The following is a 19,203-nucleotide window of genomic DNA, read 5'->3' as shown; positions in this document are numbered from 1 at the left end:
GCGAAACGAGCACGGCCTACAAAGTAAGGCCATGCCGTTTACGCTTGTTGGATGCGGTGAAGCTTATTTGTGATATAATGGGGTCTGGCAAGCATGGCGGCTAGATTTACGAATATACATGTGCAAGAGGTGAACGGTTTGAAGACCGGTATGAAATCTGTTTTATGGAGCGCGGTAGCCCTGCTCCTGTTATTGTCCATAGCTGTACCTGTTCTTAATATTTTGACCATCTTGTGTCTTATGGTTCCTTATGTGGTGTTGTACACAGCGCTTCCCGCGCGTGGGTTCATTCTGCATATGCTGCCGGTATGGGTAGTGTCCTTCCTCATATTAGGAGCTCCAGCGTTAATTATCGGTTTGTTTTTCCTTGTTCCTTCTATAGTGATGGGGCATATGTTCAAGAAGCAGCTGCCTGCACATAAAGTGCTGTCAAGAACGGTTATTACGCTGCTTGTACTGTTTTTGATGGAATTTGCAGCTTTTGAAGTGATTTTAGATTTGTCTCTGACTAGCGAAATGGGCAATTTTGTCCGCTCCGTATTTAGCGATCCACAATTGCAGCCACTGCTTCCTGCGGAATGGAGCGATGAGTATACCGAGATGCTCATTCAAATGATGCTGAATACGATTCCGCTCGCTGTTATTAGCGTATCGTTCTTCTACGCTGTTGTTACCCAATATATTTCGCGGCGTGTGCTTGTATCCTCGGGCATAGAGGTACCGAGAATGCCACTGGCGAAAGATTGGATGCTGCCGCGGGTATTAGTCATTTATTATGTGATTGTTTACATTCTCAGCCTGTTTGTCAGTCCAGACAGCAAGTCATTCTTGGGAGTAGCCGTGCTGAATTTACTGCCGCTGCTGAGGCTCGCTTTTGCAATCCAAGCCGTCGGTTTCTTCTTCTATTTGGCCCATGAGCGCAAATGGAACCCGGCTATACCAGTTCTTATTGCAATACCTGTACTGCTTTTCTCGCCACTGAGCTTAATCGGTGTGCTTGATGCTGCTTTCCCTATCCGTAAGTCATTTACGAAGAAATCCTAGCACAGGAGCGATCAGGAAATGCCAAAGTTTTTAGTTGTTCGCTGGCATGGCATGCATCAGTTGGCGGCTTTCGCTATTATGGCGGTTATGACGACAGCCCTTGCTTGGTTCGAATGGCGAATCGGGCTTATTGCTCTGCTGTTTATGATCGGTTTCAGCGTATATGGTTTTCTAGCGGAGCGGGCGTTCCGCAAAGATTTAAAAACGTATTTAGGTACGATTTCTTACCGGGTAAAGAAGGCCGGCAATGATGTGATTAGCGAGCTTCCTTTCGGTATTATATTGTATAATGAAGACAAGACGGTCGAATGGCATAACCCTTATATTGCTGAGATTTTGGGCCATGATTCTGTCGTAGGGCAGACCATCGCAGAGCTGTTTCCCTCCTTGCACCAGACGAAGGACAAGGAACGCGAGGCAGAGCAGCAGGTTATAGTGGGAAACTATGTTTTTCAGCTGATTTTCAAGCCGGAAGAGCGCATTTTGTACGTGAAAAATATTACCGAGCTGTGGCATCTCTCCAAGAAATATGAAGAGGAGAAGCTGGCACTGGGCATCGTCATGATTGACAGCTTGGATGAAGTAACACAGGGCATGGATGACAACCAGCGCTCGGCGCTGTTGTCCAAGGTTACGACCGAGATTACCGAGTGGGCGCAGCGTTATCAGCTTCATATTAAGCGGCTGACCTCAGACCGGTTTTTGCTCATCACGAACCTCAGGACGCTTAGGCAGCTGGAGCAATCCCGGTTTGTGCTGCTCGACGAAGTTCGCGAGCTGACCTGCGATCAGAAAATCCCGACGACGCTCAGCATCGGCTTTGCTGCTGAGGCAGAGAGCATTGTCGAGCTGGGCCAGTGGGCGCAATCCAGCCTTGATATTGCTCTTGGGCGCGGCGGCGATCAAGCAGCTGTCAAAATCGGCGGCAGGCAGTCCTTCTATGGCGGCAAGTCCAATGCGGTCGAGAAGCGGACCCGTGTTCGGGCTCGCGTCGTGGCGCACGCGCTTAGAGATTTGATTAAGGAAAGCGGCAATATTATCATCATGGGCCACAAGATGCCGGATATGGATGCAATCGGCGCAGCTATTGGGATTACGAAGGCGGCGCAAATGTTCGGCAAGGAAGCTTTCATTGTGCTGGAAGGCATCAACCCTTCCATTCAGAAAATGATGGAGATGCTGCGCGAGGATGAGCGTTTCTCCAAACGGTTCATTACGCCGGAGCAGGCGATGTCCATGACGAACAATAAGACGCTGACGGTTGTCGTCGATACCCACAAGGCGTCGATGGTGAAGGAACCGCGGCTTATTGGAGCACATGGGAAAATCGTCGTCATTGACCATCACCGCCGCAGTGAGGAGTTTATTGCGAATGCGATTCTGGTCTACATGGAGCCCTATGCGTCCTCCACTTGCGAGCTGGTAGCGGAGCTTCTGCAATACATTGCGGATCGCATCGTGCTTGATGTGCGGGAAGCGACTGCGCTGCTTGCTGGCATTACGGTAGATACGAAGAGCTTCTCGCTTCGCACTGGCGCCAGGACGTTTGAGGCAGCATCGTTCCTGCGTCGCAACGGCGCGGATTCCATGCTTGTGCAGCGGATGCTGAAGGAAGATTTGGAAGAGTACGTACGCAAGGCGGAAATTATTAAGCATGCTAGCGTGCATTATGAGCATATCGCGATTGCTGTAACCGATCCGGGCCGCAAGGTAAGCCAGCTGTTAATTGCACAAGCGGCAGATACGCTGCTCAATATGACGGATATTTTGGCATCGTTCGTCGTTGGCGAGCGAACAGACGGCTTAATCGGCATAAGCGCACGTTCGCTTGGCGACATGAACGTGCAGGTCGTGATGGAAAGAATGGGCGGAGGCGGGCATTTAACGAATGCTGCCGCCCAGCTTGAAGGCACCGTTAGTGAAGTAGCGGAGAAGCTTAAAGCGGTACTAAAAGAAATTGATAAGGAAGAGGGGTTATTTGAATGAAAGTAATTTTTTTGGCAGATGTTAAGGGACAAGGGAAAAAAGGCGAGGTTAAAGATGTATCCGAAGGTTATGTGCGTAATTTTTTACTTCCTAAAGGACTGGCAAAACCGGCATCAGACGGCAATCTGAAGACGCTCGAAGTACAAAATGCTTCCGAGCAGAAGCGTAAAGCGCAGGAGAAGGAAGATGCGAAGACGCTTGCGAAGAAGATGGAGGAAATGACGATCGTGCTGAAGACGAAGGCTGGCGAAGGCGGCCGTTTGTTCGGTGCCATCACATCCAAGCAAATCGGAGAGCAGCTGGCTGCACAAGGTGTTAAGGTCGACAAACGTAAAATTGAGCTGGAAGAGCCCATTCGTACACTTGGCATGACGGAAGTGCTTGTGAAGCTGCATCCTGAAGTGAAAGCCAAGCTGCGCGTGCAAACAACTGAGGAATAATAGTTATAGGGGGAAATGATGAGTACAGAGCTGAAGTTTGATCGTGTTCCGCCGCAGAACATGGAGGCGGAGCAAGCCGTTATCGGTGCCGTGCTGCTGCAGGCGGAAGCGCTGATTACAGCTATGGAGCGTCTTCGCAGTGAAGATTTTTACAGCGGCCCCCATCAGCGTATTTATGAAGCGATGATTGAGCTGGCTGAGAATAATCAGCCGATCGATCTGGTTACGCTCACTGCGCATTTGCAGGATCAGCAGCTGCTCGACGAAATTGGCGGCGTGTCTTATTTGGCACGGCTGGCCAGCTCCGTTCCAACGGCAGCGAACGTCGATTATTACGCGCAGATCGTAGAGGAGAAATCCTTGCTGCGTCGTCTGATCCGCACGGCTACGAATATCGTAACCGAAGGTTATGCCGGAACGGAGCAGGTAGGTGCGCTTCTGGGCGATGCGGAGCAGAAAATTCTCGAAATTTCCAATCGGCGCTCCAGCAGCGGGTTTATTTCCATCCGCGATGTGCTGATGGAAGTGTTCGAGAAGGTCGAGCACTTGTATATGAACAAAGGCGGAACGTCAGGCATTCCATCGGGCTTTGTCGATCTGGACAAAATGACGTCCGGCTTCCAACGCAGCGATCTCATTATTGTTGCAGCCCGTCCTTCCGTTGGTAAGACGGCTTTCGCACTGAATATTGCCCAAAATGTCGGTGTTCGCGCACGCGAGACGGTCGCCATATTCAGTCTGGAGATGTCGGCTGCACAGCTTGTGCAGCGGATGATTTGTGCGGAAGCGAATGTGGACGCGGGCCGGATGCGGACAGGCTTTCTGGAGGGTGACGACTGGGAAAAGCTGACGATGGCGATTGGCGCCTTATCCGAGGCGCAGATCTTTATTGATGATACACCCGGCATAACGGTCGCTGAAATTCGTGCGAAATGCCGCCGTCTCAAGAAAGAACGCGGGCTTGGCATGATTTTGATCGATTACCTCCAGCTTATTTCCGGCCGCGGCAAGGCAGGGGAAAATCGGCAGCAGGAAGTATCGGAAATTTCCCGTACACTGAAGCAGATTGCCCGTGAGCTTGAAGTGCCGGTTATTGCGCTTTCGCAGCTCAGCCGGGGCGTTGAGCAGCGTCAGGACAAGCGTCCGATGATGTCCGACCTTCGGGAATCCGGTTCGATTGAGCAGGATGCCGACATTGTATCCTTCCTTTATCGGGATGATTATTACGATAAGGAATCGGAGAAAAAGAATATTATCGAGATTATTATTGCCAAGCAGCGGAATGGACCCGTTGGTACGGTCGAGCTGGTGTTTCTGAAAAATTTCAATAAATTCGTCAGCTTGGACCGTTCTCATGAGGATCCATCGCAGGCATCCTAATGATATCCGAACAATTGTAGAGCTCTTTCTACAATTGTTCGTTTTTAGTTTGACTTCTATTTCGGGTACTGCTACACTAATATTGCTGTCTTCGTGTGTCACCCGTTGTTCTCGTAAGTAAGGGAAAACCGGTGCAATAGAAGAACAGTAAATTTCGGTGTGTCTATACACCGGACGGGGGTATGTTTATGTCTACGGTTGTTGTGGTTGGTACGCAGTGGGGAGACGAAGGAAAAGGCAAAATTACCGATTATCTGGCGGAAGGCGCCGACGTCGTCGCTCGCTATCAAGGCGGTAACAATGCCGGACACACTATTCTCATTGACAATAAGAAATATAAATTAACGATGGTACCTTCGGGTATTTTTAATCACAATAAAGTGTGTGTCATCGGTAATGGTATGGTTATTAACCCTAAAGCGCTAATTGAAGAAATTAACTATATTCAAGAAAACGGGTTTTCGACTGAAAACTTGAAAATCAGCGATCGTGCCCATGTCATTATGCCTTATCATATCGTACTTGATGCATTGGAAGAAACGCGCAAAGGCGATAATAAAATTGGTACAACGGGCAAAGGCATCGGTCCTTGCTACATGGATAAAGCCGCTCGCAACGGCATTCGGATCGCCGACCTGATGGATGCAGAAGAGTTTGAGCAGAAGCTGCGCCGCCTTGTTGTCGAGAAAAACCAAGTGATTGAGCAAGTATTCGGCGGCGAGCCGCTGAATGCCGACAGCATCGTTGAGGAATACCTCGCTTATGCTGAAGTGCTTCGCTCGTATGTAACGGACACATCCGTTGTCCTGAATGATGCGATTGATGCTGGCAACAAGGTGCTGTTTGAAGGCGCGCAAGGCGTTATGCTGGATATTGACCAAGGTACATATCCATTCGTAACTTCGTCCAATCCATCCGCTGGCGGCGTATGTATCGGTTCTGGCGTAGGCCCATCGAAAATCCAGCAAGTTATCGGCGTAGCTAAAGCCTATACAACACGTGTTGGCGATGGTCCATTCCCAACTGAGCAAAACAATGAAATCGGCGATTTGATTCGCGATAAAGGTCACGAGTACGGTACGGTTACTGGCCGTCCGCGCCGTGTAGGCTGGTTCGACAGTGTAGTTGTACGCCATGCTCGCCGTGTTAGCGGAATTACAGGCTTGTCGCTTAACTCGCTCGACGTTATGACAGGCATTGAAACGGTTAAAATTTGCACAGGCTACAAATATAATGGAGAAATCATTACGCACTATCCAGCAAGCCTGAAAATGCTTGCGGATTGCGAAGCGGTATATGAGGAGCTTCCAGGCTGGTCCGAGGATATTTCTGGCGCAAAAACGCTGGATGATCTGCCAGTGAACACGCGCAATTACTTGAACCGCGTTTCGGAGCTGACAGGTATTCCGATTGCGATTTTCTCAGTCGGCCGCAACCGCGAGCAGACAAATCCGGTTGTAGCTATTTACAAATAGACGAATCCGCTAGACGGATAACAAATAAGAAGACAGCTGCGAATGCTGTCTTCTTTCTTTTTTTTCACAATAAATGAAAAGGGATGATGTGGAATGAGCAAGGATATTCAGCTTTTGGCGATTTCGGGAAGCTTGCGTGCGAAGTCTTCCAATACGGCACTTATGAGCGCGATTATCGGACTGGCTGCGGAGCCTGTACGTTTCAGCGTTTACAGCGGGCTGAGCGAGCTTCCGCATTTTAATCCTGATCTGGATGTAGAGGAAGGGCCATCAGCGGTTAGAGAGCTGCGAAAACAGCTAAAGGAGGCAGACGGTGTTCTCATCTGTACACCTGAATACGGGAATGGTGTCCCGGGCTCCTTGAAAAATGCGCTCGACTGGATCGTGTCCTCTGGCGAATTCGTCAACAAAAGAGTGGCGGTTGTCACGGCATCGCCATCACCAATGGGCGGGGATAAAGCCAATGCTTCGCTGCTGCTCACGCTGAATATGATTAATGCGATTATCGTGGATCAAGGCATAGTCATGATTCCGCATATCGCCCTCAAGATGGACAAAGAAGGCGTTATTACGGATGAAGACACGAAGCAGCAGCTGCTCGCTATGCTGGCTAGTCTGGCACAGCCCAATTCTCTTGAATAAAAGGGCCTCTCAGCGCTGAGCAGCGGTTATGTGCCCTTTCTCTTGTCTATAATGGTAAAAGAAACCAATATGCGGATAGGTCAAGCAGGAAGGGCAAGGTGAAGAGCATGTGGAAGATGACAGGGTGGCTGGCGAAAACGGTGGCAGCAGGAATCATTATAAGCTTTTTGTCGATTTGGACGACGGGCTATATTGTGAGCAGTTACGTGGATACGATTTTGAAGCAATATAATTTGCCTTTGGAAGTAAAGCCAATGGCGCTGACTGGATTATGGGGAAAAATGTGGGGCGCTGATCCGCTGATGGCGGATACAGGCGGCTCCAAGGGGCAGTCTGGCGCCTCGCAGGCTGGAAAGGATGGCTCAGGGGCGAGCAGCAGCAGCTCGGCTGAGCAAGGAGAGACGGGAGCTCAGAAGCCCAGCGGAGAGGTTTCCTCAGGCGAGGGCGCAGCGGCAGGGGAAGATTCCCCGCTTGCCATCGATGCTTTCGGTCAGCAATCGGAGCCGCCGCTTACCGATATGGGCATTGGCGGCGGGACGAAAGCGGGCGGCGGTGCGGCCTTAGGTATAGGCGCAGGCGGTACGGAAAGCGGTACAGAGGGTAGTGGTACGACGAACGGCGGTACGGAAGAAGTGGATGGAGAGCAGCCTTTAGTAGAGTCGGAGCCGGGTACAGATGGCTCTTCCATTGACGGTACGGAAACAGCGGTTACGACGGATCAGTTGAACCAGGTCAAAAGCCAAATGAGCGACACGGACAAGACAGAGCTGTTCGGATTATTAATGACCAAGCTGCCCCAAGAAGCTTGGCAGACGATATCCGGCTACATGGAAAATGGCCTTACAGATCAAGAGCTTACAGAGCTTCAACAGGTCATTGCCCAGCATTTGAGCAAGGAAGAATACGAGCAAATTATGAGTATTCTGAAGAAATATTAATATTAGGCGGTATTCGGAGAGGTTGCTCCTCGTGTTAAGGCTATGTTAAAGTAATAGTCGGGTGTTCTAACGGGACAAAGGGCCCTGATATGAATCGGAAGACCTAATTAAGATAGCGGCATTAAGGCGAGAAGGAGACGATCATGACCGATTTTAGGGCAACGGGTCGGATCCGAAAGGCGTGGAATACATCCATTCAGTTCTTTCGGCAATTCCGAACACAAGACTCGAAAGGCATCAATCAGCAACCGACCGCAGCAGTGCAAGCGACATCGACAACAGCAGCAGCTACTAACTATAAGAAACCTATCATCCTTGCAGGCGGAATTATCGCGATTTTGGCAGCAGTCGGAATTGGCGGTATACAATATATTAAGGCTAACACGAATGACTATTATCACTTATATATGAACGGCACCGAAGTAGGGACGGTCGGCAGTCCGCTGGAGGTTGGGGCGCTGCTTGAGCAGAAGGCATCCGAAGCACAGCAGGCAACGCCGGATATTCCAATCTTGTTGGAATCAGGTCAACTTACATATACGAGTACAAGTGCATACAAAGGTGTCCCGAATACGCAGCAGACGCTTGCGAAGCTGGAAGGCCTGCTTACAACCCACGCTGTTGGCGTAGAGGTGAAGGTAAATGGCAAAGTAATCGGTATTGTGAAGAACCAAGAAGCAGCAGATGCCGTACTGGCACGTGTGCAGAGCAAATATGCACCGGAAGAGAAGGCGGAGAAGGAATCAACGAAGGTTCGCGCACTCGCTTTTTCATCAGAGGAAGCAGAGGTGGACAAGAATACACCTAAGGCAGGCAAGGAACTGACGGATGTCGCTTTCGTAGAGAAGGTGGAGACGGATGCGGTATCGACTTCGCTTAGCGACATTGTCTCAGACAATGATATGTACAAGCTGCTCGTAGAGGGCACAATTAAACCAACGAAATATACGGTAGCGCAAGGTGATTGCGTCGGTTGTATCGCTCAGAAATTTGATATTTCACCTCAAGTAATTTATGAGAATAACAAAGGCATTGAAGATGATATGATCAAGGTTGGAGATGTGCTGGATCTTACGGTTCGCCAGCCGGAGCTTTCTGTCCGGACAACCGAGAATTTGACGGAGATCGTAACAATCGACCCGCCAACCGAGGTTCAGAAAAATGATGACATGCGCGTTGGAGAATCCAAGCTGATCAGCGCAGGCGTCAGCGGCTCCAAGAGCCTGACCTACAAAATCGTGAAAGAGAATGGTTACCTAATCAGCGAAGAGCTGGTAGACCAGCAGGTGATTACGGAAGCTATTCCAACCGTTATGATGAAGGGCACGAAGGTCATTTTGGGTGAAGGAACGGGTTTATTCTCTTCTCCAGTATCGAGCTATTCGGTGTCCAGCACGTTCGGACAGCGTTGGGGACGGATGCATAAAGGCATCGACATGACGGGCAGCAAAACGATTACAGCAGCTGACAATGGCGTTGTTAGTTTTGCGGGCACGAAGAACGGCTACGGCAACGTAGTCATTATTGACCATAAGAACGGATATGAAACGCTGTACGGGCATCTTGATTCGATTAGCGTCAGCGTAGGCGATATATTAGAAAAAGGCGATACACTAGGTATTATGGGGAACACGGGACGGTCTTACGGCGTCCACCTTCATTTTGAAATTCATAAAGACGGAGAGCTTCAAAACCCGTTGAAATATTTATAATCGGACTTATACCATCAGGGGGAGTGCAGCCGAAGCGAAAGCTTGCGGGGGCGCTCCTCTTCTTATTTTCTACTCAGGCGCATGAAGGAACTTTAATTGGGAACTGGGTATGGCAGTATGGTAAGATAGTATTGCTATTTCAAACAGATCAGAATTAGGAAGCGACAGGCGGTGTGACGATGCACGGTAAAATTTTAGTGGTCGACGACGAACAGCCGATTGCAGATATATTGAAGTTCAACTTGGAGAAAGAAGGCTACGAGGTTATTTGTGCTTTCGATGGCGGACAGGCTGTGGAGCTTGCTTTTGCAGAGAAACCGGATTTAATGCTGCTCGACCTGATGCTTCCGGTGAAGGATGGCATGGATGTGTGCCGCGAGGTTCGCGCGAAGCTGCATATGCCGATCATTATGCTGACGGCGAAGGATACGGAAATCGATAAGGTGCTGGGCCTTGAGCTTGGTGCGGATGATTATGTGACGAAGCCGTTCAGCACCCGCGAGCTGCTGGCCCGAGTGAAGGCTCATCTAAGACGGCAGCAGAAGTCGGCGGAGGTTACGGTAAGTGCGGGAGGCTCGGATGGAGGACAGGACGAACAGCAGGAGAAGCAGGGCCTGCGTCTGTTTAATTTGTTCATTGATACCGATATGTATGTCGTCTACAAGGACAACCAACCGCTTGATTTGACGCACCGGGAATACGAGCTTGTCTATTATATGGCGCGCAACAGCGGCAAGGTCATGACGCGGGAGCATTTGCTGCAGGCGGTATGGGGCTTTGAATATTTTGGCGACGTGCGGACGGTGGATGTAACAATCCGCAGGCTGCGTGAGAAGATCGAGGATGATCCGAGCAGGCCGGAGTTCATTATGACACGGCGCGGGCTGGGTTATATGATGCGAAGCACGAAGCCGGGAGGTTACGGTTACGTATGATGGTGCGGCGATTTTTTCGCACGATCCAGGTGAAGCTGGTCATTATTTATTTGCTGCTGATTCTGGTGGCGATGCAGTTGATTGGCGTCTATTTCATCAGCACGGTCAAGACGTCGCTGACGGACAGCTTCACGAACAACCTCAAGGAGCAGGCCGATATTTTGTCCAAGCTGGCGGCGCGCCACTTGTCGATCAAGCCAGGCGGCGATCTGGATACGAATGTGGAAAGCGCGGAAGGTCTCAGCCTCGTCGTTCGCAACTTGTTCAGCATAAGCGGCACAGAGGTGCAGGTGCTCGATGCGAATGGCAAGATCGTTGCGACGTCTGTTCAGGTGCCGGAATCGTATGTAGGCAAGAAAAATCCGTCGCTCGCGGTGAGCCGGGCATTGGTCGGCATTCCAGAGAACGAGGAAGAGATCATTGACGAAAATAATGTCCGGAAAAAGATCATTGCGCTGCCGGTAACAGGCAACGACAATGACAATGTGCTCGGCGCGGTCTATATGGTCGCGTCGATGGACAGCCTGTATGACACGGTGAACCGGGTCAATCAGATTTTTTTCTCGGGAACGCTCCTCGCTTTGGGGCTGACGGGGGTGCTCGGCATTTTGCTTGCCCATACGATCACGAGCCCCATTCAAGGACTGACCCGGCAGGCGGCAGCGGTCGCTGAAGGGAAGTTCGATTTCAAGGTGCCGGTGCTGGGCGATGACGAAATTGGGCGGCTCAGCATGGCGTTTAACGATATGACGATCCGGCTGAAGGAGGCGCTGTCGGTCAATGAAGAGGAGAATGAGAAGCTGAATTCCATTCTCTCGAATATGAGCGATGGCGTTATTGCAGCGGATGAGCACGGGAAGGTCATCGTCTGGAATCGGCGGTCGCTGGAAATGCTTGATCGCAAAAGCTGCGAAAATTGCAGCCTGACCGAGCTGCTGTCGCTGCCTCAGCAGCGCTTGGACGAGCTGCGGCAGGGCAAGGAGCAGACGCTCATTCTTGATCGGGGCGAGGAATCGGAAATGGATGAGGCGGAAGGGATAATGCGCGTCACCTTTACGCCTATTCACCGCCGGGATAAAGGGACGACGGGTACCATTGTCGTCTTGCAGGATGTCACCGAGCAGGAGAAGCTGGAGCAGTCGCGCAGGCAGTTCGTTGCGAATGTCTCCCATGAGCTGCGGACGCCGCTGACGACGATCAAGAGCTATGCTGAGGCGCTGAATGACGGGGCGCTAGCCGAGCGGGAGCTGTCAGAGCGTTTCGTCGGCGTTATCAGCAATGAGACGGAGCGAATGATTCGGCTCGTATCCGACCTGCTGCATTTGTCACGGCTGGATTCCAATCAGGCGCCTATGCGGCGCAGGCAGACGAACATCCACGACATGCTCGACGAGGTGGCGGATCGGTTCTCGTTCCAGCTGCGCCAGAAATCGATTCGGGCTTCTATTCAGGTCGATAGCGAGCTGAAAGAGGCTTGGCTGGACCGGGATCAGATTGATCAGGTGCTGGATAATCTTTTTTCCAATGCGATTAAATATACGCTGGACGGCGGCAAAATTCAGCTGAGTGCCCGCAAACAGGAGCAATCGCTAATCGCGATTAGCGTAAAGGATACGGGAATTGGCATTCCGAAACGGGATTTGCAAAAGATCTTCGATCGGTTCTACCGCGTAGACAAGGCCCGCTCGCGCAATATGGGCGGAACAGGGCTCGGCTTGTCCATTGCCCGGGAAATCGTCAAAGCGCATGGCGGCACGATTTCGCTTGATTCGGAGCTGAATGTCGGGACGACGGTTACGTTCACGCTGCCGATGCTGGAAGAGGACGGTGAGCGAAGCTAATGGAACGGGCGAAAACGATGCTATTAATTTTTTTGGTCGCCTTCAGCCTCATACAAAGCTATTTCCTCGCTTACAGCATGCCAGGGCTTGGGGCTACGGTACGGACGGAGCAGGACTACATTAATGCGGAGCCGCTTGGTGAAGAGACGACGGTGGAAAATGTTGTTTTTCCCGATGAGCTGATTATCCACTTTGGCGGGGACAAGCATACGGTGCTGTATCCGGGCATGACCTTCTATAATATGATTCTCAAGGACCGCATACAGGGCCGCGAGTTTAAAGGGTTTCAGCGGAGTCCAATCGATGTCATGGATTGGGAGCAGGTGCGGAAAAAGGATGCGGGTGTGGAGCTGCGCTTCCAAAATGGCGTACCGGTTGATTTGCTGCGCAAGCTGCTGAAGGTGCAGGGCGACATTATGTTTTTGAATGAGACGATTGACCGCATCTGGATTTTCAAAACGAGCAATACGGAAGAGGTGCGAACCTTCTTCTTTAGTGAGGGTGGCGATATTGTCTATGAATCGGTTCAGGCCGATTTGACGGTTCGCGATGTGCAGGATTACGTCGGCTTCGGGGAATATCAGACGAATTTTCAGTATGCGGACGGCGATCTGTATATTCCGGATAAGCCGCTTCAGGCGGTGGAAATCGTGTATCCGTATACGATTTATTCGGCAGATGTGGTGCAGCGCAATCTGTTCTTCGATCCAGGAACGACGAAGGCGCTTAAGGATCGCAGCGGCGCACAAATCTATACCGATGGCAAACGCGGGCTTCAAGTGGAGCAGAGCGGCAACTGGATGATTTATACCGATCCGGCGGCGTCAAAGAGCGCAGATAATATTTTGAGCGATAATGTGTATGCCGCAGTGGAGTTTGTGAATCAGCATGGCGGCTGGGATGGCACGCATCGCTTCGTTAATCCTGTACTGGATGCGGACAGCAAGCTGGGCAGAACGGTGCTGTTCCAGCAGTATTTGGAGCAATATCCGGTTTTGGAGGCGGCTGGCTTTCAGTATGGCTGGATTCGGCTGATTTTGCAGCAGGGCGTGGTGACGGAGTACAATCGTTCGCTGATTACGCTTGGCAATCAGGCAGAAACGCGGGAATCGCGTTATTTGCCGGGTGGCGATGATTTGCGGGTAGCGCTCAAGCATTATGCAAAGCTATCTGAGGTCACAAGTCTGTTCCCGGCACTTCAGGCGGTGCCGAAGGAAGGCAGTAAGCTGGATTTTGTCCCTGTATGGGGTGTGAAGCTTGCGGATGGCACGCAGGAAGTGCTGATGGAGGCTTATCCAACAGGCTACGTTCCGATGGAAGTAACGACCGATGCTGAAGGATCGGCTGGAGCGGCGAAGTAGGAGGTGAGAGGCGTTTGGATTGGAGCAGAGCGAAAAGTGTGCTAATCGGCAGCTTCCTGCTGCTTAATATTTTGCTTGGCTATCAGGTATGGCTGGAGGTGCGGGAGCAGCTGGACATTAACAATCACTCAGCGGAGCTTCCGCCAGACACCGTCGCGGTGATGAAGCAGAAGCGCATCGAGCTGAACGCCAACTTGCCGCTTGAAACGCCAAGCATGCGTGATTTAACCTACCAGCTCAAGTCGCTAAGTCTGGAGAAGCAGGAGATTGTGAAGCTGGAGACGCCAGTGGATAGACGTATCGTCTTCTCGCAAAAGGATTTGCTCGCTGCACTAGGCAATCAAATTCCTGATATTGAACAATACGCTTTCGATCCGCTCGGCAGCAAGGCAGGCGTATTCGTCTTGTACCGGATGGTCGATAACCGGCCGCTGTTCGAGGTCAAGCTGGAGCTGTATTACAGCAATCAGAAAATTACGGGTTTTAAGCAGTCGCGCATTGAGGTGCTGGACAGCAATGATGCGAAGCAGCAGACGGTGCTGCCGGCAGCGAAGGCGGTAGCGCCGTTCATTGAGCGGAATTTGCCGGATGGCTCGGTTATTACCGATATTCAGCTTGGCTATCATGGACAGACGTTTGATACGGACATGCAAGTATCCGCGCCTTATTGGCGAGTACTAGTAGAGGATGCGGACCGCCCTTATTATATCCATGCGGTAAGCGGTGAGGTTGCCCAGGATAAGGAGCAGTAGGTACTTGCCATGCTCAAGAGGGAGAAAGGATAGGACGAGGCGGAAATGGGACTATGGTTTACAGTACTGGCAAGCGGTTCAACGGGGAATGGCACAATTATCAATAATGGCGACAAGATGGTACTCGTCGATGCGGGGCTTAGCGCCAAAAAAATGGAGGAGCTCATGAAGGAGCGCGGAGTGTTCGGCCATCAGCTGGATGCGCTGTTCGTCACGCATGAGCACTCCGATCATATTAAAGGGCTCGGCGCCTTTGCGCGCAAGCACGAGCTGCCTATTTATGCGAATGAAGCGACTTGGGGCGCGATGGAGCGGCATGTTGGCAAAATCGATGCCGATAAGCGCATCGTGATCGAGACAGGAGATACGCTTAATTTTGGATCGCTGCAAGTACAGTCTTTTCCGATTTCGCATGATGCTGCGGAGCCGGTTGGCTATACGTTCGTCGATCAGGGCGTTAAGCTGAGTCTGGCGACCGACCTTGGTTATATGAGCGATAAGGTGAAGCAGGCGATCATCGATTCGGATGTGCTGGTGCTGGAATCCAATCATGATACGGAGATGCTTCGTATGGGGCGTTATCCATGGAATACGAAACGGCGCATTTTAAGCGACGTCGGACATTTATCCAATGTAGCGGCTGGGGAAGCGCTTTGCGAGCTGCTGACTGACCGGACAAAACGGGTGTATTTGGCCCATCTTAGCCTTGATCATAATTTAATGGACTTAGCGATGCTAACCGTTAATAATATATTAGAAGACAACGGGATTTTCTTCAAAAAAGAGGACTTCCCCCTGCGGCATACGTATCACAACAAGCCTACTGAATGGGACGAAGTGAAGAAGAAATAAGCTTCTGAAGCTGTTCATCCATTTGCCCGTCAAGCTGGCTAGTCTTGGCTTGTAATTCCTCTAGTGTGATAATGCCTTTCTCTAGCAGAAGCTCTAGCAAAGCGCTTAAGGTTAGAACGGTACGATAGTGCTCCTCTTTCAGATCTGCGAGCATCGCACCGAGCTGCACATGCTCCCAGGCGGATGGGATGGAGGAAGGTTTTTTCATTAAAATCAGGCTCCTTTGGCTGGTAATCTATTATTATTGTAGTCCAATCTTCCGAAATTATTCCTAGCAGCATGGATTTGGATCGAGAGATATACCAAATAGTCTTGATGTCGGCCGGACATCGAGAGGAGAGATAGATATGGGATTATTCGATGACGATTTCTATTCGACGAAAGTATCCAGACGCACACGCGCCTTTAGCAAGGAGCGGCGCATCTTGTCGAGCAAGCAGACGAGGCGGAATTGGTCCAGCGTGCGCATTGCCTTTATCTCTTCATCTACGAGCGCAATAGCGGCTGTGCTGCTGTTCGGGCTGTTCTTTAATGGTGGAGTTGGCGGCAGTGCCAAAGTGCAGGCGGTTTCCACGGCGAAGATGTCGGGTGACAGCGAATCACTGGAAATAAAGACGATTCAGGCTTCGGCGAAGGTTAGGCCGGCAGTTGTCAGCGTGATTAATGAACAGCGGCAGGTTTTCAGCATGGGCGTTCCGAATGAAGAAGGCGAAGACAGCAAGGCTGAAAGCAAGGACAGCACGGAGAAGAACAGCTTGCAGCAGGCCGGCGTTGGTTCAGGGTTTATTTTCAAAAAAGAAAATGGCAAAGCCTATATTATGACAAACTATCATGTCACCGTCGATGCGGATGCGCTTAAAGTGACGCTCATTAGCGGCGAGCAGCGCGCGGCGAAAATGGTTGGCGAAGATCAAATTTCTGATCTGGCTGTTCTGGAAATCGACGACAAGGGCATTGATACCGTTGCGGAAATCGGCGATTCCTCTGCCCTGCAGCCGGCTGAATTCGTCATTGCCATCGGCAATCCGCTCGGATTGGGCGATTCCTTATCGATGGGTATCGTGAGCAAAACACGTCAAATCGTGCCTGTCTCGCTGAACCAGGATGGCAACTATGATTGGGAGCAAGAGGTTATTCAAGTGGATGCGTCCATCAACCAAGGCAACAGCGGCGGCCCGCTCATTAATCTCGATGGTCAGGTTGTCGGCATCAACAGCATGAAAATCTCCGATATCGGAGTGGAGGGTCTCGGCTTCGCCATTCCGACGAACAATGCGATGCCAATCGTAAGCGATTTGCTCGCAAAAGGCTATGTGCCGCGTCCGTATTTGGGCGTGTACACGATGGACTTGGCGCAATATTTTGCACAGCAGGGCGGCAGCGCTGGAGGTAAAGCGGGCGGTTCGAAGGATGGCAGCGTTGAAGAGGCTGAAGGAGCGGGGCAGCTTATTTTGCCGGAGGATGTCCGTGCTGGCGTCATCGTGCTGGAGGCGGTTGGTCCAGCGAAGGACGCTGGCCTCGTCTTCAACGATGTGATCGTCAAGCTGGATAAGCAGGCCGTTGGCAGTACGATGGAGCTGCGGAAGTACCTTTATTCCAAGAAGCATATCGGCGACAAGGTGGAAGTGACCTTCTACCGGGACGGCAAGCTGACGACGGCGCAATTGGATTTAACCGATAAGGTGGAAGAATAAAAATCGTCATCCTATTAGGGAGAGCGGTCGTGAACAGGGAGGAAGCCTGTTGCGGCGGCTCTTTTTTTTCGGCCCGATAGTGCGGGCTTCACATTATGCAGGTTGTTTGTTATGCTAACTGAAGGCAAAGGGACAACACCCTGATTAAATCAAGTAGAAGAGGAAGCGAACCAACTATGTATTGTGTATGCAAAAAACACGTGGAGCTAGCGATCGATAAGTTCGTTGATGAGTACGAGGACGCGCCGGATATCGTAGATTTGAAGGAAACGGAATTTGCAGACTGGGACCCGCCGCGTAAATGCGATTTATGCGAGGATGGGGCACTGTTTCTTGTCGTATAGCATGAGTTCAATGATCAATTATTGAAAATAGGATGAAAATAAGAGGCGTCCCTCAGTCATACACATGACTCTGGAGACGGCTCTTTTTAATGTTTTTATATTTTTTTTGCGAAATGGCAAACCGAGTTCATCTAGCGGGCGTTATCTCTTAATAGAAACTACTTTTAGATGGGAGAATGATGAAATGAGAAAAGGAAAAAGCTTGATTGTCGCTTTTGTAATTTGTGCATTCCTTGTAATGCCATTTGCCACGGCCACTGCCGCGGAGGAAGGTCAGAAGGCGGGCGAGCAGGTACAGACCTATGCTCAAACGGCGGAGTCGCTAGGCTTACTGGTTGGAGAGGGAAAAGGTGTGAACGCGGCTTATCTGGCCAAAAAGAGCACCCGAATCCAGGCAGCGCTTATTTCGCTTCGTCTGCAAGGTAAGCTTGCGGAAGCGCTCGCCTATAAAGGCAGCCGTACCTTTGCGGATGCCAGTCTGGCAGGAAAGAGCAATCAGCCGGTGCTTGCTTATTTAAAGGATCATCCGCAAGCAGGCTGGTCCGGCTCGGGTGGAGCGAAGTTCGACCCGCTCTCACCGATCAGCTCGCAGCAGTTGTATAAGGCGATATTGGAATCAATGGGCTACAAAGCAGGGAGTGACTTCCAATACAAACTCACCGAATCATTTGCCGCTGGCAAAGGTCTTGTCCAGATTTCCGGAACTGCCGCATTGACCAACAGCCATATCGCTACTGCGTTGATCGAAGCGCTCTCGGCGACTACAGCTCATGGTCATTCGCTGCTCGATATGTTGAAGGCGGAAGGTGTTATTAAGGAAACGGCGCTGGCCAGCAGCGAACAGATTGCCTTGCGCTCAAATGAGAAGCTAGGCACCTATTTCACTGACGGGAAAGGACGCGCCTTGTATTTGTTCACGAAGGATGCGCAGGATTTGAATGCTTGCACAGGCTCATGTATTGAAAATTGGCCTCTATTTACCTCTGAGAATTTGCAAATTCCGACATCTCTTAACGCAGCTGATTTCACTACGCTTACACGCAAGGACGGTACGAAGCAGTGGATGTATAAAGGCTGGCCGTTGTATTACTTCATTAAGGATTCGATGCCGGGCGATGTACAGGGTGAAGCGGTTTCGGATGTTTGGTTTGTAGCCAAGCCGGATTATTCCGTAATGCTTGGAACGAACAGCGTGCTGGGTCATTATTTGACAGATAGCATGGGACGCACGCTGTACTATTTTGACAACGATACTCCGCAGACAAGCGTATGTGAAGGTCAATGTCTTGTTAATTGGCCAGCATACAGCATAGCAGGAGGCAGTGTGCCATCCACCTTGTCCAAAGCTGATTTTGGCTCCATCAAGCGAGTGGACGGAACAACTCAGGCAACCTATAAAGGATATCCGTTATATACGTTTATTGCGGACAAAGCTCATGGCGATACGATGGGGCAAGATGTGAATAACGTCTGGTTCGTAATCGATCCGGCTAAGTTTACAGGTACTACTGCCGGGGAAGCGGCTGCTACAGCTGCATCGACAGCCAAAACGTATCGTGTCGATATTAAGGATTTTTCATTTGGTTCTGGCCCGTTAACGGTTGAGGCAGGATCGACGATCATCTTCACCAATCTGGACGATATGAAGCATAACGCAGTGGCCAAGAACGGAACCTTCGCCATTCCGCTGATTGGCAAAGGTGAATCGGCTTCCATTAAGCTGGATAAGCCAGGAACGTATGATTATTTTTGCGAGCCCCACAAAAGTTTTATGACCGGCCAAATTATTGTAAAGTGAGGGATAGAC

At 50.8% G+C, this 19,203-nt stretch carries 17 protein-coding genes; 16 read left to right on the top strand and 1 reads right to left on the bottom strand.

All coding sequences use genetic code 11. The features are described 5' to 3' along the window. Window positions 1–93 precede the first annotated feature (93 nt). From MHB80_RS29475 to MHB80_RS29415, 13 genes are all read left to right on the top strand, one after another. Window positions 94–1,044 carry a DUF2232 domain-containing protein gene (locus MHB80_RS29475; RefSeq protein ID WP_341280257.1) on the top strand — a complete coding sequence of 317 codons (951 nt, stop codon included), beginning with the start codon at window positions 94–96 and terminating at the stop codon, window positions 1,042–1,044. Between the two features lie 18 nt (window positions 1,045–1,062). Beyond that, window positions 1,063–3,030, top strand: a complete 1,968-nt coding sequence (locus tag MHB80_RS29470; protein ID WP_341280256.1) for a DHH family phosphoesterase — start codon at window positions 1,063–1,065, stop codon at window positions 3,028–3,030. Then, the gene (rplI, locus tag MHB80_RS29465; protein WP_056036137.1) at window positions 3,027–3,470 is read left to right on the top strand and encodes a 50S ribosomal protein L9; all 444 of its coding nucleotides are present in this window, start codon (window positions 3,027–3,029) and stop codon (window positions 3,468–3,470) included. Before MHB80_RS29470 ends, rplI begins: the two co-directional genes overlap by 4 nt. A gap of 18 nt (window positions 3,471–3,488) precedes the next feature. Continuing rightward, window positions 3,489–4,850 (top strand): replicative DNA helicase, encoded by a 1,362-nt coding sequence (gene dnaB, locus MHB80_RS29460; RefSeq protein WP_341283116.1) that lies wholly within the window; start codon window positions 3,489–3,491, stop codon window positions 4,848–4,850. A 188-nt stretch (window positions 4,851–5,038) separates the two neighbouring features. After that, complete coding sequence (locus tag MHB80_RS29455) at window positions 5,039–6,325, top strand: adenylosuccinate synthase (RefSeq protein WP_341280255.1); 1,287 nt, start codon at window positions 5,039–5,041, stop codon at window positions 6,323–6,325. Between the two features lie 93 nt (window positions 6,326–6,418). Beyond that, window positions 6,419–6,967 carry an NAD(P)H-dependent oxidoreductase gene (locus MHB80_RS29450; RefSeq protein WP_341280254.1) on the top strand — a complete coding sequence of 183 codons (549 nt, stop codon included), beginning with the start codon at window positions 6,419–6,421 and terminating at the stop codon, window positions 6,965–6,967. Window positions 6,968–7,065: 98 nt separating this feature from the next. Continuing rightward, on the top strand, window positions 7,066–7,905 hold the full coding sequence (locus tag MHB80_RS29445; protein WP_341280253.1) for a hypothetical protein: 840 nt from the start codon (window positions 7,066–7,068) through the stop codon (window positions 7,903–7,905). Window positions 7,906–8,048: 143 nt separating this feature from the next. Next, complete coding sequence (locus MHB80_RS29440) at window positions 8,049–9,617, top strand: peptidoglycan DD-metalloendopeptidase family protein (RefSeq protein WP_341280252.1); 1,569 nt, start codon at window positions 8,049–8,051, stop codon at window positions 9,615–9,617. A gap of 179 nt (window positions 9,618–9,796) precedes the next feature. After that, the gene (gene yycF / locus MHB80_RS29435; protein ID WP_341280251.1) at window positions 9,797–10,552 is read left to right on the top strand and encodes a response regulator YycF; all 756 of its coding nucleotides are present in this window, start codon (window positions 9,797–9,799) and stop codon (window positions 10,550–10,552) included. Beyond that, window positions 10,549–12,393: a cell wall metabolism sensor histidine kinase WalK gene (gene walK, locus MHB80_RS29430; protein WP_341280250.1), complete on the top strand. Its 1,845-nt coding sequence runs from the start codon at window positions 10,549–10,551 to the stop codon at window positions 12,391–12,393. The genes yycF and walK overlap by 4 nt, the downstream gene beginning before the upstream one ends. Beyond that, window positions 12,393–13,754 (top strand): two-component system activity regulator YycH, encoded by a 1,362-nt coding sequence (yycH, locus tag MHB80_RS29425; RefSeq protein ID WP_341280249.1) that lies wholly within the window; start codon window positions 12,393–12,395, stop codon window positions 13,752–13,754. The genes walK and yycH overlap by 1 nt, the downstream gene beginning before the upstream one ends. Window positions 13,755–13,768: 14 nt before the next feature. Beyond that, window positions 13,769–14,506, top strand: a complete 738-nt coding sequence (gene yycI, locus MHB80_RS29420; protein WP_341280248.1) for a two-component system regulatory protein YycI — start codon at window positions 13,769–13,771, stop codon at window positions 14,504–14,506. 45 nt (window positions 14,507–14,551) lie between these two features. Further along, window positions 14,552–15,358 (top strand): MBL fold metallo-hydrolase, encoded by an 807-nt coding sequence (locus MHB80_RS29415; RefSeq protein ID WP_341280247.1) that lies wholly within the window; start codon window positions 14,552–14,554, stop codon window positions 15,356–15,358. Here MHB80_RS29415 and MHB80_RS29410 read toward each other — a convergent pair. Continuing rightward, complete coding sequence (locus MHB80_RS29410; RefSeq protein WP_338553734.1) at window positions 15,327–15,566, bottom strand: hypothetical protein; 240 nt, start codon at window positions 15,564–15,566, stop codon at window positions 15,327–15,329. The two genes, MHB80_RS29415 and MHB80_RS29410, sit on opposite strands and share 32 nt — an antisense overlap. Before the next feature lie 139 nt (window positions 15,567–15,705). On the opposite strand from MHB80_RS29410, the gene MHB80_RS29405 reads away from it, so the two are divergent. From MHB80_RS29405 to MHB80_RS29395, 3 genes are all read left to right on the top strand, one after another. Further along, window positions 15,706–17,052 (top strand): S1C family serine protease, encoded by a 1,347-nt coding sequence (locus MHB80_RS29405; protein ID WP_341280246.1) that lies wholly within the window; start codon window positions 15,706–15,708, stop codon window positions 17,050–17,052. Between the two features lie 176 nt (window positions 17,053–17,228). Beyond that, window positions 17,229–17,396: a CxxH/CxxC protein gene (locus MHB80_RS29400; RefSeq protein WP_338553732.1), complete on the top strand. Its 168-nt coding sequence runs from the start codon at window positions 17,229–17,231 to the stop codon at window positions 17,394–17,396. 184 nt (window positions 17,397–17,580) lie between these two features. After that, window positions 17,581–19,194 (top strand): plastocyanin/azurin family copper-binding protein, encoded by a 1,614-nt coding sequence (locus tag MHB80_RS29395; protein ID WP_341280245.1) that lies wholly within the window; start codon window positions 17,581–17,583, stop codon window positions 19,192–19,194. Window positions 19,195–19,203 lie beyond the last annotated feature (9 nt).

It is taken from the genome of Paenibacillus sp. FSL H8-0537, from assembly GCF_038051995.1.
In the GTDB taxonomy this organism is placed as follows: Bacteria; Bacillota; Bacilli; order Paenibacillales; family Paenibacillaceae; genus Pristimantibacillus.
Note: the sequence above shows the minus strand (reverse complement) of the source record. Positions and strands in the feature narration are given on the sequence as shown.